21 protein-coding genes and 1 riboswitch are annotated in these 24,621 nt (G+C 66.1%); of the genes, 7 read left to right on the top strand and 14 right to left on the bottom strand.

All coding sequences use genetic code 11. The features are described from left to right. Nucleotides 1–40: 40 nt before the first annotated feature. On the bottom strand, nt 41–1,930 hold the full coding sequence (thiC, locus tag ABGV18_RS09675) for a phosphomethylpyrimidine synthase ThiC (protein WP_396585844.1): 1,890 nt from the start codon (nt 1,928–1,930) through the stop codon (nt 41–43). A gap of 70 nt (nt 1,931–2,000) precedes the next feature. Then, nucleotides 2,001–2,112: riboswitch (TPP riboswitch) on the bottom strand. A 203-nt stretch (nt 2,113–2,315) separates the two neighbouring features. Here thiC and ABGV18_RS09670 point away from each other — a divergent pair. Both ABGV18_RS09670 and ABGV18_RS09665 read left to right on the top strand, forming a co-directional pair. Continuing rightward, nucleotides 2,316–2,975 (top strand): methyltransferase domain-containing protein, encoded by a 660-nt coding sequence (locus ABGV18_RS09670; protein ID WP_396585843.1) that lies wholly within the window; start codon nt 2,316–2,318, stop codon nt 2,973–2,975. 276 nt (nt 2,976–3,251) lie between these two features. After that, nucleotides 3,252–4,763, top strand: a complete 1,512-nt coding sequence (locus ABGV18_RS09665; RefSeq protein ID WP_396585842.1) for a TolC family outer membrane protein — start codon at nt 3,252–3,254, stop codon at nt 4,761–4,763. 45 nt (nt 4,764–4,808) lie between these two features. Here ABGV18_RS09665 and ABGV18_RS09660 read toward each other — a convergent pair whose 3' ends face one another. Next, nucleotides 4,809–6,041 (bottom strand): glycosyltransferase N-terminal domain-containing protein, encoded by a 1,233-nt coding sequence (locus tag ABGV18_RS09660; RefSeq protein ID WP_396585841.1) that lies wholly within the window; start codon nt 6,039–6,041, stop codon nt 4,809–4,811. Nucleotides 6,042–6,157: 116 nt separating this feature from the next. Between ABGV18_RS09660 and ABGV18_RS09655 the strand changes: the two genes are divergently transcribed. Beyond that, entirely contained in the window at nt 6,158–7,051 is an 894-nt protein-coding gene (locus ABGV18_RS09655; RefSeq protein ID WP_396585840.1) for an LpxL/LpxP family acyltransferase, read from the top strand. A gap of 17 nt (nt 7,052–7,068) precedes the next feature. Here the strand turns inward: ABGV18_RS09655 and ABGV18_RS09650 are convergent, their stop codons facing one another. Both ABGV18_RS09650 and ABGV18_RS09645 read right to left on the bottom strand, forming a co-directional pair. Next, complete coding sequence (locus tag ABGV18_RS09650) at nt 7,069–7,881, bottom strand: glycosyltransferase (protein WP_396585839.1); 813 nt, start codon at nt 7,879–7,881, stop codon at nt 7,069–7,071. Further along, nucleotides 7,874–8,629, bottom strand: a complete 756-nt coding sequence (locus tag ABGV18_RS09645) for a polysaccharide deacetylase family protein (RefSeq protein WP_396585838.1) — start codon at nt 8,627–8,629, stop codon at nt 7,874–7,876. Before ABGV18_RS09645 ends, ABGV18_RS09650 begins: the two co-directional genes overlap by 8 nt. A gap of 137 nt (nt 8,630–8,766) precedes the next feature. Here ABGV18_RS09645 and ABGV18_RS09640 point away from each other — a divergent pair, with 137 nt between their 5' ends. Further along, nucleotides 8,767–9,837, top strand: coding sequence for a glycosyltransferase (locus tag ABGV18_RS09640; protein WP_396585837.1), 1,071 nt, complete (start codon nt 8,767–8,769; stop codon nt 9,835–9,837). Here ABGV18_RS09640 and ABGV18_RS09635 read toward each other — a convergent pair. Next, nucleotides 9,807–10,904 carry a glycosyltransferase gene (locus ABGV18_RS09635; protein ID WP_396585846.1) on the bottom strand — a complete coding sequence of 366 codons (1,098 nt, stop codon included), beginning with the start codon at nt 10,902–10,904 and terminating at the stop codon, nt 9,807–9,809. The genes ABGV18_RS09640 and ABGV18_RS09635 overlap by 31 nt on opposite strands. Nucleotides 10,905–11,013: 109 nt before the next feature. Between ABGV18_RS09635 and ABGV18_RS09630 the strand changes: the two genes are divergently transcribed. After that, a complete protein-coding gene (locus ABGV18_RS09630) occupies nt 11,014–12,000 on the top strand; it encodes a mitochondrial fission ELM1 family protein (RefSeq protein WP_396585836.1) in 987 nt (328 codons plus the stop codon). A 39-nt stretch (nt 12,001–12,039) separates the two neighbouring features. On the opposite strand, the gene ABGV18_RS09625 is transcribed toward ABGV18_RS09630, so the two are convergent. The 5 genes from ABGV18_RS09625 to argS all read right to left on the bottom strand — a co-directional run bounded on the left by ABGV18_RS09625 (nt 12,040) and on the right by argS (nt 17,525). Further along, nucleotides 12,040–12,252: a zinc-finger domain-containing protein gene (locus ABGV18_RS09625; protein WP_396585835.1), complete on the bottom strand. Its 213-nt coding sequence runs from the start codon at nt 12,250–12,252 to the stop codon at nt 12,040–12,042. Beyond that, the gene (locus ABGV18_RS09620; protein WP_396585834.1) at nt 12,249–13,184 is read right to left on the bottom strand and encodes a branched-chain amino acid transaminase; all 936 of its coding nucleotides are present in this window, start codon (nt 13,182–13,184) and stop codon (nt 12,249–12,251) included. The genes ABGV18_RS09625 and ABGV18_RS09620 overlap by 4 nt, the downstream gene beginning before the upstream one ends. A 118-nt stretch (nt 13,185–13,302) precedes the next feature. After that, on the bottom strand, nt 13,303–15,036 hold the full coding sequence (locus tag ABGV18_RS09615; RefSeq protein WP_396585833.1) for a diguanylate cyclase: 1,734 nt from the start codon (nt 15,034–15,036) through the stop codon (nt 13,303–13,305). Nucleotides 15,037–15,150: 114 nt separating this feature from the next. Further along, complete coding sequence (locus tag ABGV18_RS09610; protein ID WP_396585832.1) at nt 15,151–15,699, bottom strand: SPOR domain-containing protein; 549 nt, start codon at nt 15,697–15,699, stop codon at nt 15,151–15,153. A gap of 32 nt (nt 15,700–15,731) precedes the next feature. Then, complete coding sequence (gene argS / locus ABGV18_RS09605) at nt 15,732–17,525, bottom strand: arginine--tRNA ligase (RefSeq protein ID WP_396585831.1); 1,794 nt, start codon at nt 17,523–17,525, stop codon at nt 15,732–15,734. A gap of 183 nt (nt 17,526–17,708) precedes the next feature. On the opposite strand from argS, the gene folE reads away from it, so the two are divergent. After that, nucleotides 17,709–18,317, top strand: coding sequence for a GTP cyclohydrolase I FolE (gene folE / locus ABGV18_RS09600; RefSeq protein ID WP_396585830.1), 609 nt, complete (start codon nt 17,709–17,711; stop codon nt 18,315–18,317). Nucleotides 18,318–18,321: 4 nt separating this feature from the next. Continuing rightward, complete coding sequence (locus ABGV18_RS09595) at nt 18,322–19,056, top strand: SDR family oxidoreductase (protein ID WP_396585829.1); 735 nt, start codon at nt 18,322–18,324, stop codon at nt 19,054–19,056. A 150-nt stretch (nt 19,057–19,206) separates the two neighbouring features. Here ABGV18_RS09595 and ABGV18_RS09590 read toward each other — a convergent pair whose 3' ends face one another. From ABGV18_RS09590 to fba, 4 genes are all read right to left on the bottom strand, one after another. After that, complete coding sequence (locus tag ABGV18_RS09590) at nt 19,207–19,995, bottom strand: ABC transporter permease (protein WP_396585828.1); 789 nt, start codon at nt 19,993–19,995, stop codon at nt 19,207–19,209. Further along, nucleotides 19,992–20,945, bottom strand: a complete 954-nt coding sequence (locus ABGV18_RS09585; protein ID WP_396585827.1) for an ATP-binding cassette domain-containing protein — start codon at nt 20,943–20,945, stop codon at nt 19,992–19,994. The genes ABGV18_RS09590 and ABGV18_RS09585 overlap by 4 nt, the downstream gene beginning before the upstream one ends. 77 nt (nt 20,946–21,022) lie before the next feature. Then, complete coding sequence (locus ABGV18_RS09580; protein WP_396585826.1) at nt 21,023–23,281, bottom strand: PAS domain-containing protein; 2,259 nt, start codon at nt 23,279–23,281, stop codon at nt 21,023–21,025. A 130-nt stretch (nt 23,282–23,411) separates the two neighbouring features. Next, a complete protein-coding gene (gene fba, locus ABGV18_RS09575) occupies nt 23,412–24,476 on the bottom strand; it encodes a class II fructose-bisphosphate aldolase (protein ID WP_396585825.1) in 1,065 nt (354 codons plus the stop codon). Between the last annotated feature and the right edge of the window lie 145 nt (nt 24,477–24,621).

Genomic DNA, 24,621 nt, shown 5'->3' with positions numbered 1-24,621 from the left:
TGGCCGGGGTTTTGTTTATCCAGTTGCGAAACAAACGGCGTCAGATGCGGCCGTAGACCTCACTGCCCTTGGCGACGAACTCGATCGACTTCTCCTTCATGCCCTGCTTGAGGGCCTCTTGTTCGTCGACCCCCATTTCATCCGCGTACTCGCGGACCTCCTGGGTGATCTTCATCGAGCAGAAGTGCGGGCCGCACATCGAACAGAAATGCGCTACCTGGTGGGCATCCGAGGGCAGGGTCGCGTCGTGGAATTCCCGCGCCCGCTCCGGGTCGAGCGACAGGTGGTACTGGTCGACCCAGCGGAACTCGAAGCGCGCCTTTGACAGGGCGTTGTCGCGCAGCTGGGTGCCCGGGAAGCCCTTGGCAAGATCCGAGGCGTGGGCGGCGATCTTGTAGGTGATCACCCCTTCGCGCACGTCGTCCTTGTCCGGCAGGCCGAGGTGCTCTTTCGGCGTGACGTAACAGAGCATGGCAGTGCCGTACCAGCCGATCGTGGCCGCGCCGATACCGCTGGTGATGTGGTCGTAGGCCGGCGCGATGTCGGTGACCAGCGGCCCGAGGGTGTAGAACGGCGCCTCGAAGCAGTCCTCGAGCTCCTTGTCCATGTTCTCCTTGACCATGTGCAGCGGCACGTGGCCCGGGCCCTCGATCATCACCTGCACGTCGTGCTTCCAGGCGATCTGGGTCAACTCGCCCAAGGTCTTCAATTCGGCGAACTGCGCCTCGTCGTTGGCATCGGCGAGACAACCCGGTCGCAGGCCGTCGCCCAGCGAGAAGGAGATGTCGTAGGCCTTCATGATCTCGCAGATCTCGTTGAAGCGCGTGTAGAGGAAGGACTCCTCGTGGTGGGCCAGACACCACTTGGCCATGATCGAGCCACCGCGCGAGACGATGCCGGTAAGCCGATCGGCGGTCATCGGCACGTAGGCCAGGCGCACGCCGGCGTGGATGGTGAAGTAGTCCACGCCCTGCTCGGCCTGCTCGATCAGGGTGTCGCGATAGATCTCCCAGCTCAGGTCCTCGGCCTTGCCGTTGACCTTTTCCAGCGCCTGGTAGAGCGGCACCGTGCCGATCGGCACCGGCGAGTTGCGCAGGATCCACTCGCGGGTCTCGTGGATGTGCTTGCCGGTGGAGAGATCCATGATGGTGTCGCCACCCCAGCGGATGCCCCAGACCATCTTCTCGACTTCCTCGGCGATGCCGGAGGTGACCGCGGAGTTGCCGAGGTTGCCGTTGATCTTGGTGCGGAAGTTCCGGCCGATGATCATCGGCTCGATTTCCGGGTGGTTGATGTTCGCCGGGATGATGGCGCGGCCGCGGGCGATCTCGTCACGAACGAACTCGGGCGTGATCTCATCGGGAATCGACGCGCCGAAGGATTCGCCCGGGTGCTGGCGCAAGAGCTTCGTGTAGCGCGGATCGGCACGCATTTCTTGCAGGCGGTTGTTCTCCCGGATGGCGACGTATTCCATCTCCGGGGTGATGACGCCGGCACGGGCGTAGTGCATCTGGGTGACGTTGGCGCCGTTCTTGGCGCGGCGCGGCGGGCGAATATGCGAGAAGCGCAGGTTGGCGGTCTTCTCGTCTTCCAGGCGATCCTGGCCGAACTTGGAGCTCGGACCGTCGAGCTGCTCGGTGTCACCACGCTCGTCGATCCAGTCGGCCCGCAGCGGGGCGAGCCCCTTGAGCAGGTCGATCTCGACCTCCGGGTCGGTGTACGGGCCGGAGGTGTCGTAGACCGGGATCGGCGGGTTGGAGACGATGCCGGAATCGTTCTGGGTGGCCGTCTGGGAAACCTCCCGGTACGGCACGCGCACATCGGGGCGTGAACCGACGGTGTAGCGCTTGTGACTGGCCGGGAACGGGGCGATGACCGTTTCGGAGAGTTTCGCGGTCTTCTGCAGGAAATCGCTGGGGATTGCGCTCATGGATATGCCACCTGTGCATTGTTTGGGGCATGCACGACGAGCGCCGACTGGACACGAGGAGGGAATCTCGGTTGTGCCAGACAGACTTCCCTACGCCGATGCAAGCCGGATCAGGTTCCAAGGGTGTTTCTCAGCCGCCTGACCGGCCGTTCATGGCCGGGGGGGCACCCCTAGTCTGCGGATGGGTGGCCGCCGAGCATCGCCCGGTCAACCACCATCATGGTCGGGACGCTACCCCAGCGGCAGGCAAATAACAAGTTCCCGCACGGCTTTCAGTGACTTAGAAGAACGCCCCGGCACCTCCGTCAAGAGCCGGAAGTTGCCGGGGCAGTGGAAAACCCGTAAATTACCGCGCACTCAATATCCAGAAACCAGAGCCGAATTCATGCCCACCGACATCGAACTGGCCCGCTTCAACATGGTCGAGCAACAGATCCGCCCCTGGGACGTGCTCGACAAGCGCGTTCTGGAGGTGTTCTTCAACGTCCCGCGCGAGCGTTTCGTCCCGGATGCCGAGCGGGTGCACGCCTTTGCCGACGTGGCCGTACCAATCGGCCACGGGCAGACCATGCTGGCGCCGGTTGTTGAAGGTCGCATCCTGCAGTACCTGCAGGTTCAGCCCGGTGAGCGCGTGCTCGAGATCGGCACCGGCACCGGCTTCTTTACGGCGTGTCTGGCCTCGCTGGGCAACAGCGTGCGCTCGGTGGACATCTTTCCGGACTTTACCGAGCGCGCCGGCGGCCTGCTCTCAGAGCTGGGCTTCGAGCGCGTCGTGCTCGAGACCGGCGATGGCCACGACGGCTGGGCCAACGACGAACGGTTCGACGTGATCGTGTTCACCGGTGCCCGCACCGAGATGCCCGAGGCGAGCCTGCGCCAACTCAATATCGGCGGACGCCTGCTGGCGATCACCGGCACCGGCCCGATCCAGACCGCCTCGCTGGTTACCCGCGAATCCGAGACCCAGTTCCACACCGAGTCCCTGTTCGAGACCCGCACGGGCTACCTGATCGGCGCTGAACCGAAACCGGCATTCTCGCTTTAATTGCCGACCGAAAGAGGCCAACGCGGCCTCTTTTCCAGCACCTGATGCCCTCGACATGATTGGTGGCACACCCGCCACGACCCCGCCAGCCCCCGTGCCCGCCAGGGGCTCCAACCCGGCCCTTTCTGCGCTAAGCTCTTCCCCTTGAACACGCACCCGTTCAAACCAGACGGGCGGCGCGGCTACCGCTTGCCGGTGAAGCAACGGCTGGGGTATCGTGCGATTCCATTAGAAAGCTAATCAATTCCCGACCAACCTTTCCGAGGTGTCCCGACCATGCCTGTCAGTCGCAACGCATCCACTCGCGGCGGGCACATCGCCCCGAACCGGCCGCTGCGCCGCGCCGTCCTGTCGGTCGCCATCGGCGTCGGTCTTGCAGTCGGCGGCACACCGGCCTGGTCGGCCGACCTGCTCGATATCTATGCGCTGGCCGAGCAGAACGACCAGCAACTGCGCTCCGCGGAACAGCAGCGGCTCTCGGTCGAACAGAACATCCCCATCCAGCGGGCCGACCTCCTACCCCAGGTCGGGGGAAACGCCGGCGTCGACTATACCCACACCCGCGTGCTCGCCGGCGGCTTCCCCAACTCCTCGGACGTCACCAAGGGCAGCGGGCACAACCTCGGCCTGAGCCTGTCGCAGACGATCTACAACCGCAGCGAGAATCTGCAGCTCGACATCGCCCAGCTGCAGGTGCACCAGGCCGCCATCGATTACGAACAGGCACGCCAGGATCTGATCCTGCGCGCCGGCCAGGCCTACTTCCAGGTACTGAACGCCGACGCCCAGCTGCAGCTGGCCAAGGCCAACCGCACCGCGCTCACGCGCCAGCTCGAACGCGCCCAGCGCCAGTACGAGGTGGGGCTGGTGGCGGTGACCGATGTGGCCGATGCCCAGTCTGAATACGACCAGGCCAACGCCCAGATCATCCAGGCACGCAACGCACTGAACAACGCCGAGGCCGCTCTGCAAACCATCGTCGGCAAGCCCCTGACCGACCTGGACGACATCCGCACCAACCTCGACGTCGCCAAGCCGGAGCCGGCTGATCCGCAGGATTGGATCGACCTGGCCGTTGAGCAGAACCTCGGCCTGCAGAGCGCGGTGGTCGGCACGCGGATCGCCCAACAAAACGTGGACGTGGCCCGCTCGCAGCGCGCGCCGACCGTGAGTCTCGAGGGAAGCTACGGCTACGACAGCAGCCCCAGCCAGTTCGGCAACCGCAGCGAGACGCTCAACGGCCAGGTCGGCGTGCAGCTCAACCTGCCGATCTACACCGGCGGGCGCATCAATGCCCAATCGCGCCAGGCGGCATTCGACTACCAGCGCAGCCAGTACGATCTCGAGGCGCAGCGTCGCCAGGTCAGCCAGCAAACCTCGGATAGCTACCGCGGCGTGCAGACCTCGATCAGCCAGATCACGGCCTACCGCCAGGCCGTCGAATCCGCACGGACCAGCCTGGTCGCGACCGAAGCGGGCTACGGCGTGGGCACACGGACCATCGTCGACGTCCTGAACGCCGAGTTGCGCGTGTTCGAGGCCATGGCCAACTATCTCGACGCCCGTTACGGCTACATCACCAATCTGCTGCAGCTGAAGGCCGACACCGGTCAACTGACCGTGGCCGATCTGGCAGCCATCAATCGTCAGCTCACGGATCAGGAAACCAACGCCCTGATCGCGCCCCTGATGGGTCGGGGCGATGAGAACGGCGCAAGCACGGCCGACACCGAGATGATGCAGCGCGTGCTCGAACGCGCCCGCCAGACGGTCAACGGCGAGGACTAACCCGCCTCGCCTAGCGAGCCAGGCAGTCGACGTTCTTCAGACCGCTTAATCCAACCACGAAGCGAGTCGATCGACCAGCCGGTCGGCCGCCCCGCGGTGCTCGGCGATCACGCCGCGCGCCAACGCGCCCGTCGCCGCCCAGCGCTCGGGTTGATCAAAGCACTCGATCACGGCCACCCCCAGCGCCTCGCTGTCGGCCACCTCACGGCAGGCATCGCGCCCGTCGAGTGCCGCAAACACCGGGCGAAAGTTCTGCACCGCTGGCCCATGCAGCACCGCCCGCCCCACGGCCGCCGGCTCGATCGGGTTATGCCCGCCAACGGCCACCAGCGATCCGCCCATGAAGACGACCGGCACCTCGGGGAACAGCCCCGCGAGCAGCCCCGCCCGGTCAACCACCTCCACCGCCGGCCGATCGTCCGGCTGCCGATCAGGCGCCCACACCTCCATCGACAAGCCGGAACGCTCGACCAGCCGCCGCACCTCGCCCGCCCGCTCGGGATGGCGTGGCACCAGGATCAAGCGGGCCTCCGGGTAACGCGCCTGTACCGCCTGGTGAGCGGCAAGCACCTGGGCCTCTTCGCCCGGGTGGGTGCTCGCCGCCAGCCAGGTCAGGCGACGCTCGGCCGACACCGGCACGACTTCCTCGCTCACCGGCAGATCGAATTTGAGATTCCCGCAGTCTTCGGCATGCGCCGCCCCCAGGGCAAGGAAACGGTCCCGGTCGGCGGCGGACTGGGCGCAGATCAGATCGACCCCGCTCAGCACCTCCCGGAGCAAACCACCGCCCCAGCGGACGTATCGTCGATACGACCGGTCGGACAGGCGGGCGTTGGCGATGACCAGCGGAATTCGGGCACGTCCCGCCTCGCGCACCAGATTGGGCCACAGCTCCGTTTCCATCACGACCATCAGCCGCGGGCGCAAGCGCGCCAACACGCGACGCTGCGCGAAGGCCAGATCGAAGGGGGCGTAGAAATGCGGTAGGCCGAGCGCGCGCGCCGCCTCGGCGCCGGTCTCGGTGGTGGTGCTGATCACGATGGGAAGGTTGGGCCAACGTGCCTGCAACTCGGTGACCAGCATGGCCGCGGCACGCACCTCGCCCAGGGAGACGGCATGCAACCACAAACCGCTCTGGGGCAGCCCGTCGCGCAAACGGCCGAACTGTTCCAGCAGGCGGCGATGCCCCGGGCGGGCATGCCGGTAACGACGCCAGGCGTCCCACAGGAGCCACGGGCTGATCAGCCCCAAGGCCAACTGGTACTGCCAGCGCCTCATGCCACGCGCCGGTGCCAATGGCACAGATCAGGAAAGGAGCCGCACGCCGGCGGGACAAACGGGAAGACAAATCGCTTCAAGTGCATGGCGCCCATTATCGCTTAGAATGCCGCCCCATGAGTGAGCCTCTCCCCCGACGAGTGCGCGCCACGCGCATGCTGCTGTCGCTGATTCCGCGCCTGATCGCCGCCCTGCCGCAGCGCGGCCGGCTTGCCCTCGGCCGCGGGCTCGGCTGGCTGATGGCGCGCGTGCTCAAGAAACGTCGCCGCGTCATGCGGGCGAACCTGGCCGTGGCATTCCCCGAATGGTCCACCGCGGCGCGGGAGGCCACCATCGACGAACACTTCGCCCGCCTCGGGGCGGGCATCTGCGAGGGGTTCTGGGGCTGGTTCGGCGCTCTCGACAAGGTGCCCGAATACCGCATTATCGGCCTGGAACACCTCGAGGCCGCCCGAGCCGCCGGGCAGGGCGTGATCCTTAACGCCGCGCATGTCACCGACATGGAACTGGGCGTGTACTTCGTCTCCCGCCATGCGCCGGTGCATGCCGTCTATCGCCCCAACAACAACCCGGCCATCGACAGCCTGATCAATATGGGCCGCGTAAAACACGTGGCCGACCTGATCCATCGCGAGAACACTCGGGCCATGGTCCGCACCTTGCGCGAGGGTGGCGTGCTCTGGACCGCGCCGGACCAGAACTACCACGGCAAGACCAGTGCCTTTATCCCCTTCTTCGGCCTGCCGGCAGCCACCAATACCGCCATGCCAATACTGGCGCGCATGGGCCGGGCCGCAATCCTGCCCTACCACGTCCGCCGCTTTGGCAACCGCTACGAGCTCGAGATCGAACCGCCGATTGAGGGCATCCCCAGTGGCGATGAAGTCGCCGACACCCAGCTACTGGTCGAGCGACTGGAGGCGGAAATCCGCCGTCACCCAGCGATCTATCTCTGGGGCCATCGGCGGTTCAAGACGCTGCCCGAAGGCATCCCCTCCCCTTACCGGTAACGCTGGCAGCATATCGGTCACCGCTTGTTGGCAGGCCGATGCATACCCAGGCGACGTTCCTCGATCCGCTCAAATTTCTTCGCCTCGATCAAAAAGGCGTAGTAGGCGTTCGCAACCGACTGGATCAGCCCGCGACGTCCGGAGAGGCAAGCGCGGCGCAACAGGTAGCTCTTGAGAAAACGCAGCGGGAAGACGGTGAACAGCTTGAGCGCCGACGGGCCCTTGCCACGCGCAAGATCCTGCTCGGCCCGGTAGGTGGAATAGCGGTTGATCTTCTCGACCCGCAAGGCCACCGACTCGACACCGAAATGCTCGATCCAGCCCGGCAGGTCGAGCACGCGACCGCCGTCGGTATCCAACTGCACCGATTCATGCACCGTTTCGCGGGCCAGAAACCGGCCACGCTCGCGGCGGAACAGCCGAACCCGCCGGATCGGCCGCGCCGCCTTCGAGGCCGGCACGCCGATGAACCAGTCGCGGATACGCACCCGCGCGCCGACCACCGCCGGATCGTCCTGGCGGACCAGGCGGGCGATGGCCGCGCACAGCGTCTCATCGATCACCTCGTCCCCGTCGAGATTGAGCGCCCAGGGCTGGGAGCACAGTTCGAGTGCGGCCTGCTTCTGTGCCCCAAATCCGCGAAACTCCTGGTGGTGGATGGACGCGCCGTATTGCTCGGCGATGACGAGGGTGTCATCACGGGACCCCGAGTCGAGCACCACGATCTCGGCGAAGTCCGCCAGCGGCTCGAGCACACGGTCGAGCCAGCGTCCGCAGTCCTTGGTGATCAGAAAGACGCTGACCGGCAACTTGCCATCGGTCTCAGACACGGTATCGCCCTCGCGTGTAGGTGAGCCAGAACTCGAAACGGTTCATCTGTCCGACCATCGACAGTCGCGGCAGCTCGAGACGGTCGACGCGCTCGAGTGGCGCGATCGCCTTGCGCGTGGTCACCGCCGACTCGAAGCCGGCGGCGCGCACCATTTCGACATGCTCGGGCCGGTACTTGCCGAACGGGTAGGAAAAACTCCGGCAGGGCCGGTCGGTGATCGCCTCGACTGCCCGCCGGGAGTCGGTGATCTCGTCTCGAGCCGCCCCTGGCGCCGTCGATGGCAGGTGGCAGTGGCGGACCGTGTGCGCACCGAACTCCCAGCCGTCGGCCTGGAGTTCGTGAATCATCGCCGGGGTCAGCCGCTCGATGCCCTCGATCTCCGGGGCGAGGTAGACCGTCGCCGGTGCAGCGTACCGCCGCAGCGCCGGCCAGGCGTGCCAATAGTTGTCGGCGTAGCCGTCATCGAAGGTGATCGCCACCATGCCGCGTGGGTCATCCGCGGCCAGCAACTGCGAGACGGTGACGAATCGCGCACCGTGGCGGGCCAGCCAGTCGATCTGCCAGGCAAAACGCGGCACGTCCATGACGATGCCCGCCGAGGCGTTCGTTGGCCGGACGCTGTGGTACATCAGCACACGCGGCCAGGCCTTCGGCCGGGGCGGACGCCACAGGTTGTAGCGGGCCAGCAGACCGAGGGTTACCAGAACGGCAATCAGCAAGGCCAACCAGTACAGCAATTCAGGCACGAGAACTCCTGGGATCGGATCCGGGCGGCCCAACGGGCCGGGCGCTGTGCGATGATACCCAACCCGGCTAGACCATGAGAATCCGCCCTTCAATCGGACCTCGCCCGCCGCGACATCCAGACGGAAATCAGCACGTCATGCGCATTGCCCAAGTCATGTTCAGCAAGGGGTTCGGCGGCGCCGAACGCTACTTTGTCGATCTGTGCCTGTCGCTGGCCGCACGCGGCCACGAGGTGCTGGCGATCACCCACCCGGAATCCGCCAGCCGCCGTCACCTCGAAGGCCAGCCGGGCATCCGGGTGATGGCGCTGCGCGTGCGCGGCAACCACGACTGGTTGAAGTTGTGGCCGCTGGCGCGCGCCATCCGGGCGTTCCGCCCCGACATCGTCGAGGCCCAACTCAGCCGTGCCGGCTTATACCTCGGCCGGATCAAGCACTGGCTTGCCGCCCCGCTGGTCACGCACGTACACAACTACCTCGACCTCAAGTACTTCCGACAGGTCGATTTTTTCACCGCGGCGACCGAAGACCAGGCCCGCCACCTGCGCGAACTGGGCGTGGCCGATGACCGCGTCACGGTAGTGCCGAATTTCTCGATGTTCCCGGCGCGCGAGCGCCCGGCCGGCGAGGCCACGACGGTCGTGCAGTTGCTGGCCTTCGGGCGGTTCGTGCACAAGAAGGGGTTCGACGTGTTGCTCCGGGCGGTGGCGCACCTTCCCGATCAGGATGCCTACCGCCTGGTCCTCGCCGGCGACGGCCCGGACCGGGACAAACTGACCGCACTGGCGCGCGAGCTCGGTATCGCCGAGCGGGTGGCGTTCCCGGGCTGGTTGGAAGACGTCGCCCCGCTGCTCGACCAGGCAGATGTCTTCGTCCTGCCCTCGCGCCATGAACCTTTCGGCATCGTGGTTCTCGAGGCGATGGCCCGCGGCACGGCGATCGTCAGCACGCGCACCGAGGGGCCGGTCACCATGCTCGACGAGACCACCGGCTGGTTGTGCGAGATCGACAATGCCGACGATATGGCCAAGCAGCTCGAGGATGCGATCCGGGATGATGCCGGCCGGACCGCCCGCGCCCAGCAGGCCATGGTCCGCTATCGCGAGCGATATTGCGTCGATGCTGTGCTGCCGCAGATGGAGGCGGGCTACCGGCAGGCCCTGGCACTGGTCGGTCGTCAGGGGTGTGAGACGGCCAGCAAGCGATAAAGGTCGAGCGTCTCGGCCTGCATCCGGGCAAGCGTGAACGGCACCTGATTGACGATCGGGGGAGCACCCTCCTGCCACCAGCGGGCGAGACGCTTGATTGCGTCGTCGATCCCACCCGGCGGCACCCGTCCCTCAGGATATATTTGCCCCAGCTGCTCGCCCACCCCGCCGTGATTGTAGCCGAGCACCGGCCGTCCAAGGGCGAGTGCTTCGGTCACCGTGCGACCGAACGACTCGGGCTTTTGCGTCAGCGAGAGCACCACGTCGCTGATCGCCATGATCTCGCGCAGGTCGCGACGCGGGCCGAGCCAGGTGATGTCGTTCGCCAGGCCTGCCTCCGCGATGGCCGCCTGCACCTTGTGCCAATATTCCTGCCGGCGCGGATGCACGCCACCGACCAGCAGGGCGTGGACGGGCACACCGCGGGCCTTGAGCCCGGCGACGATCTCGATCAGGTCCATCTGCCCCTTGATCTGGGTGATGCGCCCCGGCAGGGTCAGCAGCCAACGATCCCTGGCCTGCGGATTTTCATTGAAAAACCGCTCCAGCCACGCCGGGTCGGGACGAAAGTCGGGGTAATAGCATTCAGGGTCGATGCCGCGGTAGATGCGCACGATGCGCTCGGGGTCGACCTTGGGGTAGTTCGTGCGGATGTAGTTGACGATGCTGTCGGAGACGGCGATCACGCGCTCGCCCTTGGTCATCACCGCGCTGTACCAGCCGGGCGAATAGGCACCGTGGACGGTGGTGACGAGATGCGGACGGGATTCGTTCGGTAGCCCCTTCCAGGCGAGGTAACCAATCCACGCGGGCAAGCGCGAGCGCAGGTGCAGAATGTCGACACCCTCGTCGCGCAGCAGGCGACGCACGATCGGAATGTAGCGCAGGGTGCTCAGGGCCTTACGACCGACGGGGAGCGTGACGTGCTCGGCCCCCAACGCCTCGAGTTCCTCGACCAGTCGCCCACCCTCGGAGATCACGATGGCGCGATGGCCGGCCGCCACGAGCGCCTCGGCGATCTCGAGCGTGCCGCGCTCGACACCACCACCGTCGAGGGCGGGCAGCATCTGCACCACGGTCAAGCGGCGCGCCACACGCTTGGCTCCCTGCACGTCTTCTCTCACCCTCTCCTCCCAATGCTCCCCGACGGTCTGCCGGAGACGCTATCATGCCCGCATGCCGACGCATCCCGACATCGTCAACGAAATCTGGGCCGTCACCACCGGCGAGGCGGGCATGGCCAACCAGGCCCGCGGGCTGGCCGAGGCCGTCGCCGTGTCCACCGGCTGGCCGGTGGTACAGAAGACCATCGGCATGCCGCGTCCGTGGCGCTGGCTGCCGATGCACTGGGTACCCCTGCCGCTGGACCGGCTCAGCCCCGACTCGGACCATCTCGCCCCACCCTGGCCGCGCGTGCTGATCACTTGCGGACGCCGCAGCGCGGCGGCCTCGATCGCTATCCGCAAGGCCAGTGGCGGGCGCTGCTTCACGGTCCATGTCCAAGACCCGCTGATCCCGCCACGATACTTCGACCTGGTGGCACCACCCCGTCACGACGGGCTGGCCGGCCCAAACGTCCTGCCCACGCGCGGGGCGATCCATCACGTCACCCAAGCGAAGCTCGATCAGGCCGCCGGCCAATTCCGCACCCCATTCGAGACGCTGCCGCGCCCCTGGATCGGCGTGTTGCTGGGCGGCTCGAACCGGACCATGACGCTCACGCCGGAAAAGACGCGGCAGATCGGCGAGCAGTTGGCGAGTGCGGCGCGGGACAGCGGCGGCTCGCTCCTGATCACGCCGTCACGACGTACCGGCGAGGCCAACACGCGCGCCCTGGCCGAGACCATTCGTGAGGTGCCGCACCAACTCTGGCAAGGCGAGGGACCGAATCCCTACTTCGGCATCCTCGCCCTGGCCGACTATCTCGTGGTCAGCGGCGATTCGGCCTCGATGGTCTCCGAGGCCGCCTCGACCGGTCGTCCGTTGTACGTGATCGATTTCGGCATGTATTCGAAGCGCCTGGCGCGATTCCATCGCGAACTGCGCGAGGAAGGCGTGACACGCGCCTTCGATGGCTCGCTCGAGCATTGGGACTACCAGCCGGTGGATGACAGCCGGCAGGTAGCGGCGGTGATCTGCGAAAGGGTCACGGGCGAGCGATAACGCCGCCGCGATGGGCCCCCTGTCAGTCGACCAGCCAGTTCAGTCGATCAGCTTGTAGACCGCACTGCAGTAGATGCAGCGGGCCTCGTCACCCTGGTGTTCGAGATGGATGTAGACCCGCGGGTGCGAGTTCCACAAGGCATCCTCCGCAGGCGGGCAGTAGATCGGCAGGTCCGCCTGGGTCACCTCGACGAGGCAATCGGCATTGGGGGTCTCGAAATCCTTGGGGTGCGACGCGGTATCCGGGTTCATGCTTTCGCCTCCACGTAGTCCAGCCAGTTGTCCGCCAGCGGCGGGTAGCGGCCCTCGACCAGGTCGAAATAGGTGGTCTGCAGCCGCTCGGTGATCGGGCCGCGCACGCCACTGCCGATTGGCCGGTCGTCCACCTCGCGGATGGGTGTGACCTCAGCGGCCGTGCCGGTGAAGAAGGCCTCGTCGGCGATGTAGACCTCGTCGCGGGTAATGCGCTTTTCCACCACCGGGATGCCGAACTGGTTCGCCAGCGCGATGATCGTCCGGCGGGTGATGCCATCGAGCGCGGAGGCCAGGTCGGGGGTGAAGAGCATGCCGTCGCGCACGATGAAGATGTTCTCGCCCGAGCCTTCGGCGACGAAGCCCTGCGTGTCGAGCAGCATCGCCTCGTCGTAGCCGGCGGCAGTGGCCTCGCGCAGCGCCAGCATGGAGTTCATGTACGCCCCGTTGGCCTTGGCCTTGCACATGGTGACGTTGACGTGGTGGCGCGAGTAGCTCGAGGTGCGGATGCGGATGCCCTTCTCGATGTTCTCGGCACCGAGGTAGGCACCCCAGTGCCACGCGGCGACCATGACGTGCACCTTGAGGTTGTCGGCACGCAGGCCCATGCCCTCGGAGCCGTAGAAGGCCATCGGACGGATGTAGGCGCTCTCGAGATGGTTCTCGCGCACGACCTGGCGCTGCACCTCGTTGAGGTGGCTCTCGGTGTAGGGCAACTTCATGCCGAGGATCTTCGCCGAGTTGTGCAGCCGGCGGGTGTGGTCCTCGAGGCGGAAGATCGCGGTGCCCTGATCGGTCTTGTAGGCCCGCACGCCCTCGAACACGCCCATGCCGTAATGCAGGGTGTGGGTGAGCACGTGGGTCTTGGCCTCGCGCCATTCGACCATCTCGCCATCCAGCCAGATCAGGCCATCGCGATCTTCCATCGACATTGTTTTATGCCTCGCAGAGCAGTGAAACGGTGCCGCGCGGCGCACGTTGAGCGATCAACGACACACCGGCGCGCAAACCCGCGAGTTTATCACCCCCAACGGGATTCCGGCAGGGGCGTCAGTGGGCCAACTCGACCCGATCGCGTCCGCCCTCCTTGGCGTGATAGAGCGCGGCATCGCCGCGTGCGAGCAAGGTGTTGGCAGTATCGCCCTCGCGGAATTGCGCCACCCCGAGGCTCACGGTGCAGCCGGTGCCAAGTTCGGAGGCGGAATGGCCACGATAGGCCTCGCGAATCCGCTCGGCGACCACCGTCGCCTGGGCGCGCGCCTGCCCCGGCATCAGGATGACGAACTCCTCGCCCCCGTAGCGGAAGCACAGGTCGCCATCACGTACGTTCGCCCGCATCACGCGCGCCAGACAACGCAGCGCATCGTCTCCGGCGAGGTGGCCATAGCGATCGTTGTAATCCTTGAACCGATCCGTATCCAGCACGATCAGGCTCAGCGGGGCCCCCGTGCGCAGGCTGGTCGCGACCGCGTGCTCCAGACCTCGATCCAGCGCCCGGCGGTTGTAGAGCCCGGTCAGGCCATCCTGCTCGCTGAGGAAACGGTATCGATCGCGCTCCTGCGCCAGCACCGCCTCCTCGCGCTGCTTGTGGCGAATGCGATTGCCCAGGGCGAACGCCAGCAACAAGGCCTCGGCCAACGAGCCGACCGGCAAGGCGACCATCAGCCAGGTGGCATACGGCAGCCAGCCCAGCAGCAGGGCCAGATACAGCAATGCGGCCAGGGCGAACACCGACCAGCCCAGCAACAGGTAAGCGGCCGGATCGAACCCACGGCGCATGGCGCGTATGGCGGCCCAGACGATCACCATCACCGCGGCGACCGCGTAGGTTGCCACGATCGCGAACGAGGCGACCCCCGCCAGCCAGATCGATGCGGGCACCGACAGCAACACCACGATCATGATGCCGACCAGCACGCCATCGATGCGTCGATCATCGCGTTGGGTACGCAGGAAGCACCGAACAAACCAGATGCCTGACAAGACCATGAGGGCGACGGCCAGTTGCGCCCGCGCCGCCGGTGGCCACGACTGGACGAGATCGGGCAGCAACGGAGTGAGGATGTTGTAGCGCAGACCGATATAGAGCACGGTGGCCGTCAAGAACGCGGCATAGCCGAGATAGGTCCGCTCGCGCACCGCCGCCATCAGGAACAGGCTGTAGGCCGCCATGCCCAGCATCGCGCCGAGATAGACGCCGAACAGGGTGTAGCGCACCAGGGTGCGAACCCGCTCCTCTTCCAGCGTGCCGAGCGTCAGGCGCAGCGCCGTCGGGCCATCGGCTCGCAGCTGGATCAGCACCTCGCGCTCACCTGAAAACCGCGGCAACAACCGCCCCGGGTGGCTTGGCATATCCAGCAACCCCACCATCTCGGTGGCCTTTCGCACCTCCAGCCAGTCGCTCTCGGCGACATCCGGATCGCGCAGAAACACCCGCAGATCAAGGAAATACGGCCAGCGAACCGACAGCCAGCGTGACTCGTCGAGCGCGTCACCATCCAGCGTGAAGCGCAACCAGACTCGCCCCTGATGCGGTCCGAGGTTCAGGGAATCCGTCTCGGCGGCACGAAAATCGAGGGCCGTGGCCTCGGCCGGCGAGAGGCGCTCGGGCGTGGTGGCCCAATGGGTCTGGGAAAGGATATCTCGCTCGGCCTGCGCGACCGGGACGAACAGCAGGAAGGCGACCATGATCAGCAGCAACATCGACGCCGAGGGCGATACGCGGCCCGCCCGCCTGACGCTGGCCTCCGCTTCCATCTCCTCCGCGGTATCGCCACCGCCCATGTGCCATCCTCGGAATTGGCCTTTGCTGTCGGCAGGCTCCCGTATCACGACAGCCCTGCATATGGCTCACTGTATTCCGAGTATAGCGCCCGGGCAATAGCCGCCCGGTAACGATCAGCCGTCGCTGCGGCGAGGCTCGGTCGTCTCGATGCCCGCTTGATCGAGTTGACGGCGCAGAGCGGTGATTTCCTTGCCCGGCAGGGGGCCGAGCATCACACGGTGGTAGCGCTGCCCGCTCACGTCGACTGCATTGATGCGACTTTCCACCCCAAGCAGCGCGAGTTCCGCCTTGCGCGCCTCGGCATCGCGCGCCTTGCTGAACGAACCGGCCTGGAGCACGTAACGCGCCTCCGATTTCAACTCAGGCTGCTCGGCGGCCGCCTCGTCCGGGACCTCATCCTCTTGTGCGACGGGGCGAGGCGGCTGATTGCCCTCCTTGGGCAACAGGGTGTAGAACTGGAACTCGGGTGAGACCGGTTGCTTCTCCGGCGGCTTTTCCACGCCGCGGGCCTCGGTCTGCCCACTCGATGGAGCGGATGGCTGGCTGTTCTTTTCTGCCGTCAGCCGGGCAAGCAGCACCACCATCCCGACCAGCAGGGCCAGAGCGATCAGCAGCGCCCATTTGGCGCCACGATTGCCTGCCGACGATCGAGGTCGATTCACCTTTTTGTACCCCTTGCTGGCCATGGTGACGGTTACATCTCGTCCGGGGCATTGACGCCCAGCAGCGCCAGGCCGTTGGCCAGCACCTGCCGGGTCGCCAGCACCAGATTGAGCCGGGCGTTGCGCAACGGTGCATCGTCACCCAGCAGGAAGGCGTGCGCGTTGTAGTAGCTGTGGAAATCCTGGGCGAGATCGCGCAGGTAGTGCACCAGCTGGTGCGGCTCGTGCGACAGGGCGGCCCGCTCGACCAGTGCCGGATACTGCGACAGGCGCTTGAACAGGGCCTGCTCGTGCGGCTCGGTCAGTCGCGCGTACGCCTCGCGACCGGTCTGCGGGTCATGGGTAAAGCCGCGCAGCGGCAACTGGCGCCACACCGAGGCCACGCGGGCGTGGGCGTACTGGATGTAGTAGAGCGGATTCTCGTTGCTCTGGCTCTTGGCCAGATCCAGGTCGAAATCGAGATGCTGATTGGCCGCCCGCATGACGTAGAAGAAGCGCGCGGCATCGTTGCCCACTTCCTGGCGCAGCTCGCGCAGGGTGACGAAGCTGCCCGAGCGGGTCGACATCGGCACGCGCTCACCACCCCGATAGAGGATGGCGAACTGCACCAAGGAAACGGTCAGCTGGTCGGCCGACTTGCCCAGCGCGGTCAGCGCGGCGCGCACGCGGGGCACGTAACCGTGGTGATCGGCGCCCCAGATGTCGACCACCTGGTCGAAGCCGCGGTCGAACTTGTCGAGGTGATAGGCGATGTCGGAGGCAAAGTAGGTGGTCTGGCCGTTGTCGCGACGTACCACGCGATCCTTGTCGTCACCGAAGTCGGTCGAGCGGAACCACAGCGCGCCGTCGCGCTCGTAGAGATGCCCCTGCGCCTCCAGCCGCTCGATGCCGCGCTCGACCAGGCCGCGATCGGCAAGGCTCTGTTCCGAATACCAGTGGTCGTAGGTCACACCGAATTCCGCCAGGTCGGCGCGGATATCCGACAGGATCGAATCGAGCGCGGCACGGAACACCAGCTGATAGTCGGTCTCGCCGAGCAACTCGCGCATACGCCCGATCAGCGCATCGATGTGACGCTCCTTGTCGCCGTCCGGCGCATCCTCCGGTAGATCGGCGAACACCTTGTCCGAGCCCACCACCAGTCGCCGGCCGTGCTCGTCGGCCAGCGCGGTCGCGATCTCGAGGATGTAGCCCTCGGAGCGATAGCCGTTGGAGGGGAACGTGATGCTCTCGCCCTGTCCTTCCAGGTAACGCAGCCAGACGCTGACCGCGAGGATGTGCATCTGCCGGCCGGCATCGTTGACGTAGTACTCGCGCTGGACATCGGCCCCGACCGCCTCGAGCAGGTTCGCCACCACCGAACCGTAGGCCGCGCCCCGGCCGTGACCGACGTGCAGCGGGCCGGTCGGGTTGGCCGAGACGAACTCCACCTGCACGCGCTGCCCCCCGGCGGCGTTCGAGCCACCGAAGCGCTCGCCCTCCTCGAGAATGCGGTCGATCAGGGCGAAGGCGGCGCCCGCCTCGACGAAGAAGTTCATGAAGCCCGGACCCGCGATCTCGACCCGTTCGACCCCCGTCTGATCGGCGAAGGCCTCGACGATACGCTCGGCGATCGCCCGGGGCGGGCGTTTCATCGGCTTGGCCAGCTGCATCGCCAGGTTGCTGGCGAAATCGCCGTGGGCCGGATCTTTCGGCACCGTTAGCACCGGCTTGACCGGCACCTCGGCAGACAGATCACCCTCGGCGACCAGTTGCTGGCAGATGGCCTGGAGACGTTGTTCGATTACGGCCTTCACGGACGGGATAACCCCTTGCGCTGGAAACATGACATGGGCGCCGGTGTCGGCGCTGGGAAAGAACGCGACAGTTTAGCGGCAAGCGCGGGCCCAACCAACCGCTGGGCAATCGCCAGGCAATCGCTGGGTAACCGCCCGGGTCAGACACGCCCGCGGGCACCTGTTAAAGTTCGTGCCGACGTTTTTTGCCTTTTACCGAGAGAAACCACCGACATGGCAGCCTTGCACGAGGACGACTTTCCCGAACCGGTCGGCGCCGACGAACAGCGCATCGAGACCATCGCCGGTGCGGTCAAGACCATCCTGGCCGAACTGGGCGAGGACCCCGCCCGCGAGGGGCTGATCGACACGCCCAAGCGCGTCGCCAAGGCCCTGCTCTACCTCAACCAAGGGCTGAATCAGCGCCTGGGATCCGCCATCGGCAACGCCCTGTTCGAGTCGGACAACGACGAGATGGTGGTGGTGCGCAATATCGAGTTCTACAGCCTCTGCGAGCACCATATGCTGCCGATCATCGGCCATGTCGATATCGGCTACATCCCGCAGGGGAAGGTACTCGGGCTGTCCAAGCTCGCCCGCATCGTGGATCTCTACGCGCGCCGCCTGCAGATCCAGGAGAACATGACCCAGCAGATCGCCGAGGCAGTGGAGACCGCCACCGGGGCCGTCGGCGTCGCCGTTCAGGTGCGCGCCGCGCACATGTGCATGGCGATGCGCGGCGTCCAGAAGGTCGAATCCGAGACCATCACCTCGCGGATGACCGGGCAGTTCCGTGACAGCGCGGCCACCCGCAACGAGTTCCTGCAGCTGGTGGCACGGTGACCCCATGACATCACGCGCTCAGACCATCCTGATCACCGGGGTGACGCGCCGCGTCGGCGCCCATCTCGCGGAACACCTGCTGGCCGCGGGCCACCGGGTCATCGGCACCTATCGCCGCGAGACCGACGCCCTGCGCGCGCTGATCGAGCAAGGGCTGATCGCCCTGCCACTCGACCTGCTCGAGCGCGAACGGCTCGCCGAATTCGCCCAGCAGGTCGCCGACCAAACGGATCGCCTGGATCTGATCGTGCACAACGCCTCGATCTGGCACCGCGACGAGGACGTCGCCGCGAAGCCGGAACTGGCCACGGCGATGTACACCGTGCACGTGACCAGCCCGATCGAGCTGACCGAACACCTGCAGCGCGCCCTGCCCGCCCGCGAGCGCGATGACGGCCACGCCGACCGGCAGGCGATCTTCCTCACCGACGCCCACATCGACGAGGGTGAAGCCGACCACATCCATTACATCGCCTCGAAGGCGGCGATCGAGAATTCGATCCGCTCGCTGGCCCTGCGCTACGCCCCGCACACGCGGGTGAACGCCATCGCCCCCGGCCTACTGATGTTCCACCCGGAGGACGACGCCGAGTACCGTCGCCACCGGCTCAAGCGACGCCTGCTGCCGTTCGAGCCCGGCCCGGGCGTCGTCAGCCAGACGGTCGATTACCTGATGGCTTGTCCGTTGATCAATCAGGCCGTGATCCGGCTGGATACCGGGCGACGCTGGGAGAGCTGAGCTGTCAGCGCGAAATGCTGGACTCATCGCCTCCGGCATCAAGCCATCCTCTGACTCCTAATTTCTTTTTCCCGACCTCTTTGCCATCCCGGCATGTTCGCGGCTAAAGCCGCTCCTACGCCCCTTCACACGCTGCGCTTTCGGCCTTCTTCAATTCCATAACCGCCGCCGCACCAGGGCCACGGCCAGGTAATAGGCGACCACGGCGAAGCCGGCCAGCACGGCCAGGTGGGCGAGCAGGTGCTCGACCGGCTCGCCGACGATCAGGGGGCGGATGACCTCGATCGCATGTGTCAGCGGCAGGACCAGCACGGCGGTCTGCATCCAATCGGGCAGGGTCTCGATCGGGAAGAACACCCCGGAGAGCATGAACATCGGGGTAACCACGAGCACGAAGTAGTAGTTGAAGAAATCGTAGTTGTCGGCGATGGCCGTCATCACGATGGCCGGCCCGGCGAAGGCCAGTCCGAGCAGGAACACCACCGGCAGCGCCCACAGCGCCATCCAGCCGCCCGGCACCGCGCCCAGCAGGGCGGCGACGATCAGGATCGCCACCGCGCTCAACAGCCCCTTGAACGCCGCCCAGAGCGTCTCGCCGAGGATGATGTCGTCGATATCCAGCGGCGTGGCCATGATCGCGTCGAAGGTCTTCTGCGGCACCATCCGCGTGTAGACCGAGTACATGCCCTCGAAACTGACCGAGATCATCGCCGAGGAGGCGACGATCCCCGAGGCGAGGAAGACGAGATACGGTAGCCCGCCGATGTCGCCCACCAACGCCCCCAGCCCGATACCCAGGCCCAGCAGGTAGATCACCGGCTCACCGAAATTGAGCACGATCGCCGGCCCGATCAGCTTTCGCCAGACGAGAAAATTGCGGGCGAACACGGAAAACGCCGCCATCCTTGCCCGCGGCAATTGCCAGATCGAGCGCTTCATTCGCGCAAATCCCGTCCGGTCAGGTGCAGGAACACATCCTCGAGACCGGCACGACGGTGGATCACCGTCAGGCCATCCGGCTGACCCAGAAAATCGAGTATCGGGCCCGGTGCCCCGGTATAGACGTAGACGGCGGTACCGTGACGCTCGACGCGCAGGGCCATCGAGGTCAACGTGGCGAACACGCCATCGCTGACCGCGCCCCGCAACTCGATCACGTCTGGCTCGACGTGGCGAGCAATCAGCTCGCCGGGGCTGCCTTGATCGAGAATGCGACCGTGGTCCATTACCACCAGTTCGTCGCAGAGCCGCTCGGCCTCCTCCATGTAATGGGTCGTCAGCACCAACGTCACGCCGCGGGCACGCAATTCGGCCAACCGCCCCCAGATGACGTGACGCACCTGCGGATCGAGCCCCGAGGTGGGCTCATCCAGGATGACGACCTCGGGGTCATTCACCAGCGCCCGGGCGATGGTCAGGCGACGCTGCATGCCGCCGCTCAACTGATCGACCCGCGCTTCGGCCTTGTGCGTCAGGTTGGCGAATTCGAGCAACGCGTCGACCCGTGAGGCCACCTCCGACCGGGACAGGCCGAAAAAGCGGGCGTACATGAACAGGTTCTCGCGAACCGTAAAGTCGGGGTCGAGGTTGTCCCCCTGGGGCACCAGACCCACGCGGGCCCGAATGGCGCGCGCCTCGGCCGGCAGGGCGTGTCCGAGCACGGAGAGCTCGCCGGCATCGAAATCGGCCAGCCCCATCAGCATCTTGAGGGTGGTGGTCTTGCCGGCCCCATTGGGGCCCAGAAAACCGAAGCAGCGCCCGGCCGGGATATCGAAATCGACCGCGTCGACGGCGCGCAGCGCACCGAAGCACTTGACCAGGCCGCGCGCGCGGACCACCGGCGCGGCGGTCGTTTGTGAGCGGGCAGACGGTGGATCAGGCAAGGTCACGCGCAGGTCCTCGGATATCGAAGGGCCGGGATGATGGTCGACGTCATCGAGGTTTGCAAGGTAAGGGCCCGATCGACTCAGGCCTCGTCTTTGCGCTCGTCCTCGAGGCGCACGGCCACCCCGGCGATCAAGGCAACATGCCCGTTTTCGTCGCGGATCGGGGTGAGCGTGGTATGCCAATGCCCACGACCAGCCGGGAAATCGAGCGTTTCGTGATAGCGAATCGCCTGCCCCGCCTCCAGACAGGCGCGGTACTGACGCTTGACGTGGGCGGCGGCCTCGGGCGGCAAGATCTCCTCCGGGGTGGCTCCGGCCAGTTGCACGCGCGACAGGCCGGTGGCGCGTTCGTGGGCCGGGTTGTTGGTGAGAAAGCGAAAGGCGCCATCGGGTCCGACCGCCACCACGAAAATCGACTCCTCGACACCCTCGACGATCGAGCGATACAACCGCTCGCTTTCGGCCAACCGTGCTTCGAGCGCCACCGTCTCGCGCGAGTCGATCAGCGCACCGACAATCCGCTCCGGACGCCCCTCGGCATCGCGCAGCAGGCGGGCATGGTCCGTCACCCAGAGAGGCGTACCGTCCGGACGCAATAGCCGGTAGCGGCTACGCTTTTGGTCGCCTTGCCATCGCGTGAAATCGCCCTCCTGCAGGGCTTGCTCGCGATCGTCCGGGTGCAGGGTCTGCTCCCACCAGTCGGGCCCGTCGATTAGTGCATCCGGGGTGTAGCCGAGGATCTCGCGAATATTGGCGCTGACGTAGTCGAGCCGGTCGGGGCGATCGGCGCGGAAGGTATAGATGACCGCCGGGCTCGCCGCGAGGAAGGCATCGAGGCGATCCCGCTCGGCCTGCGCCACGGCGGCGGCGCGCCGTTCGCGATCGACATCGTGAAAGAACCACCACAGGCGCGCCGGGCGACCGGACTCGTCGGCAATCGGCACCACCTGTACCCGAAACCAGCCCAACCCGCCCTGTAATGCCGGCAGTCGCAGCGCCCCGTTCCAGCGCTCCCCGCGCACGATCGCGCGCTCGAATGCCTCGAGCTGCAACCCCTCCAGCCCACGCGCCAGCCAACCGCGCCCGTCGACAGGTTCGGCGGCGCCGAAGGTGTGGCGGAAGGCATCGTTGACCAGCAGCGAACGCCCCTGCATGTCGGTCAGCTCCAACGGCTGGGGACTCAACTCGAACAGCGCGTCGCGCTCGGCCTCGGCTCGATCGATCACCACCATCCAGCGGGTGCGCTGCCAGCGCGACAGCAACCAGAGACCCAAGGAGGTCAGCAGAAAGGCGACGACGACCGCGGCGAGCAGCGCCGCCAGCCGCCCCTGCATGGCCGCATAAAGGTCTGTGATCGGCTCGACGGCGACGAGTTGGGCCGGCGTCTGACTTTCCTGGGTGAGAATCGGCACCGGCCGCGAGACCGCCAGCCACTCACGCCCGTCGGCGGAAAAACGCCAGCGCGTCGGCGGTTCGCCCTCGAGGTGCCGAAGCGCCGCCGCCAGCCCGACATCCTCGACCTCGGGCCCGTCGAGGTAGTAGTCGCCGCGGCCAACCGGGGCGATGTGACGCTTTTCACGCATGTCCGCCCAGATGTTCTCGGCGGCAATCCCGGCGGGCAACAGTAGGGTGGCGCGTGCGCCCAGGCTCTCGTTGAGGTAGTTATCGACCGGCGCGACGCCCGTGCCCACTTCCACGGTGCCGATCACCCGGCTCGATCCCCCGGGTGATCCACCGGGATTCGGCGCCCAGACCGGCTCGACCGCCCGAAAGCCCGAAAACACGCGTCCGACCTCGAAGCCCATCGCACCTTGCCCACTGCGGTATACCTGGGAAAGCAGTGGGCGCAGGGAGCCCAATTCATCGCCAAAACGATCCGGGGCGTGCACCCGCAGGAAACTGACCGCCTCGGGACCAAGATGAAACTGCATCACGCGGTCCTGACCGTGGATCAGTTCGCTGGCGATCGGGGTGACCGCGCGGGCAAGTTCCCGCCGCAGTTTCGCCGCGCCGTCCTCGCCGCCACCGCCGCCTTCGAGTTCGACCATGGCGCGTGCCTGCGAGAGGATCTCGCGCACCCGTTCATCCAACGCAAGAATCCGGGCAATCCGCGCCAGTTCGGCCTGGCGGCTCGACAGCGCGTATTCAGTCGTGTCCTGCAGTCGATCCGCATGGGCGTCGACCTCGGCTTCGAACTCACGCTGGACCACCCACGCGCCGAGAACGCCCAACACCACCCAGCCAACCAGCACCAATAGCCAGACGGCACGCAGCCCCGGTCGCCGGTTATCCACCGGCCGCCGGGGCACGGGGTCATCCTTGTACGCGTTTGCTCCCATGGGGCCGATTATCACGCATTTGCACCCTTACGCCTACGGGCGGGGGCAAGCCGGAGGCACAAAAAAACCCCGCCAATCGGCGGGGTTGTCGTTTCCAGCAGTGCCGGGCAACTGCCCGGTCAAGCCAAGATCAGCGGATCTTTTGCTTGAGGCTACCGGACTCGTAACGCTTGTACATTTCTTCCAGGGAGATCGGACGGATCTTGGAAGCCATGCCGGCCGAACCGAATGCTTCGAAGCGCGCCTTGCAGATGGACTGCATGCCAGCGGTTGCTTCCTTGAGGAATTTGCGCGGGTCGAAGTTGGACTTGTTCTCTTCGAGGTGCTTGCGAACCGCACCGGTGGATGCCATGCGCAGGTCGGTGTCGATGTTGACCTTGCGAACACCGTGCTTGATGCCTTCGACGATCTCTTCAACCGGCACGCCGTAGGTCTGACCCATGTCGCCGCCGTAGTTGTTGATGATCTCGAGCCACTCTTCCGGAACGGAGGAGGAGCCGTGCATGACCAGGTGAGTGTCCGGGATCCGCTGGTGGATCTCCCTGACTCGGTCGATGCGCAGGATCTGGCCGGTCGGCTTCTGCGTGAACTTGTAGGCGCCGTGGCTGGTGCCGATGGCGATCGCCAGGGCGTCGCAGTCGGTGCGCTTGACGAAGTCGGCGGCTTCTTCCGGGTCGGTCAGCAGCATGTCCATGTCCAGCTTGCCTTCCGCACCGTGGCCGTCTTCCTCGCCCATCTCGCCGGTTTCCAGCGAACCAAGGCAGCCCAGCTCACCCTCGACGGACACACCGCCGGCGTGTGCCATCTCGGTCACCTTGGCGGTGACGTCGACGTTGTACTCGTAGTCGGACGGGGTCTTCATGTCGGGCATCAGGGAGCCGTCCATCATGACCGAGGAGAAGCCCGACTGGATCGCACGCAGGCAGACGCCCGGGTCCGAACCGTGGTCCTGGTGCATGACGATCGGGATGTGCGGGTACGCCACGGTCGCCGCCTCCACGAGGTGACGCAGGAACGGCTCGCCCGCGTACTTGCGAGCACCGGCAGAGCCCTGCAGGATCACCGGGCTGTCGACTTCGTCGGCGGCCTGCATGATCGCGTGGATCTGCTCCATGTTGTTGACGTTGAACGCCGGCATGCCGTAGCTGTGTTCAGCGGCATGATCCAGCAGCTGGCGAAGCGAAATGAGCGCCATGTTGCCTCTCCTCAAGTTGAAACGTAGTTAAGAAACCGTGGTGGCATCCCGGCCGCACCGGCCCGGACACCGAGAATTCGATAAGCGCGACAGCATACCCAGCGCGCCGGGATATGCAAAATCGCGCCAATACATGACCACCGCC

The sequence above is a fragment of the Guyparkeria halopsychrophila genome (genome assembly GCF_044582135.1).
Taxonomy (GTDB): domain Bacteria; phylum Pseudomonadota; class Gammaproteobacteria; order Halothiobacillales; family Halothiobacillaceae; genus Guyparkeria.
Note: the sequence above shows the minus strand (reverse complement) of the source record. Positions and strands in the feature narration are given on the sequence as shown.

Bases quoted from the DNA above. Each gene is read 5' to 3' on its own strand.
- thiC (WP_396585844.1), bottom strand. From the start codon at position 1,930: ATGAGCGCAATCCCCAGCGATTTCCTGCAGAAGACCGCGAAACTCTCC.
- ABGV18_RS09670 (WP_396585843.1), top strand. From the start codon at position 2,316: ATGCCCACCGACATCGAACTGGCCCGCTTCAACATGGTCGAGCAACAG.
- ABGV18_RS09665 (WP_396585842.1), top strand. From the start codon at position 3,252: ATGCCTGTCAGTCGCAACGCATCCACTCGCGGCGGGCACATCGCCCCG.
- ABGV18_RS09660 (WP_396585841.1), bottom strand. From the start codon at position 6,041: ATGAGGCGCTGGCAGTACCAGTTGGCCTTGGGGCTGATCAGCCCGTGG.
- ABGV18_RS09655 (WP_396585840.1), top strand. From the start codon at position 6,158: ATGAGTGAGCCTCTCCCCCGACGAGTGCGCGCCACGCGCATGCTGCTG.
- ABGV18_RS09640 (WP_396585837.1), top strand. From the start codon at position 8,767: ATGCGCATTGCCCAAGTCATGTTCAGCAAGGGGTTCGGCGGCGCCGAA.
- ABGV18_RS09635 (WP_396585846.1), bottom strand. From the start codon at position 10,904: ATGCTGCCCGCCCTCGACGGTGGTGGTGTCGAGCGCGGCACGCTCGAG.
- ABGV18_RS09630 (WP_396585836.1), top strand. From the start codon at position 11,014: ATGCCGACGCATCCCGACATCGTCAACGAAATCTGGGCCGTCACCACC.
- ABGV18_RS09625 (WP_396585835.1), bottom strand. From the start codon at position 12,252: ATGAACCCGGATACCGCGTCGCACCCCAAGGATTTCGAGACCCCCAAT.
- ABGV18_RS09620 (WP_396585834.1), bottom strand. From the start codon at position 13,184: ATGTCGATGGAAGATCGCGATGGCCTGATCTGGCTGGATGGCGAGATG.
- ABGV18_RS09615 (WP_396585833.1), bottom strand. From the start codon at position 15,036: ATGGGCGGTGGCGATACCGCGGAGGAGATGGAAGCGGAGGCCAGCGTC.
- argS (WP_396585831.1), bottom strand. From the start codon at position 17,525: ATGTTTCCAGCGCAAGGGGTTATCCCGTCCGTGAAGGCCGTAATCGAA.
- folE (WP_396585830.1), top strand. From the start codon at position 17,709: ATGGCAGCCTTGCACGAGGACGACTTTCCCGAACCGGTCGGCGCCGAC.
- ABGV18_RS09595 (WP_396585829.1), top strand. From the start codon at position 18,322: ATGACATCACGCGCTCAGACCATCCTGATCACCGGGGTGACGCGCCGC.
- ABGV18_RS09590 (WP_396585828.1), bottom strand. From the start codon at position 19,995: ATGAAGCGCTCGATCTGGCAATTGCCGCGGGCAAGGATGGCGGCGTTT.
- ABGV18_RS09580 (WP_396585826.1), bottom strand. From the start codon at position 23,281: ATGGGAGCAAACGCGTACAAGGATGACCCCGTGCCCCGGCGGCCGGTG.
- fba (WP_396585825.1), bottom strand. From the start codon at position 24,476: ATGGCGCTCATTTCGCTTCGCCAGCTGCTGGATCATGCCGCTGAACAC.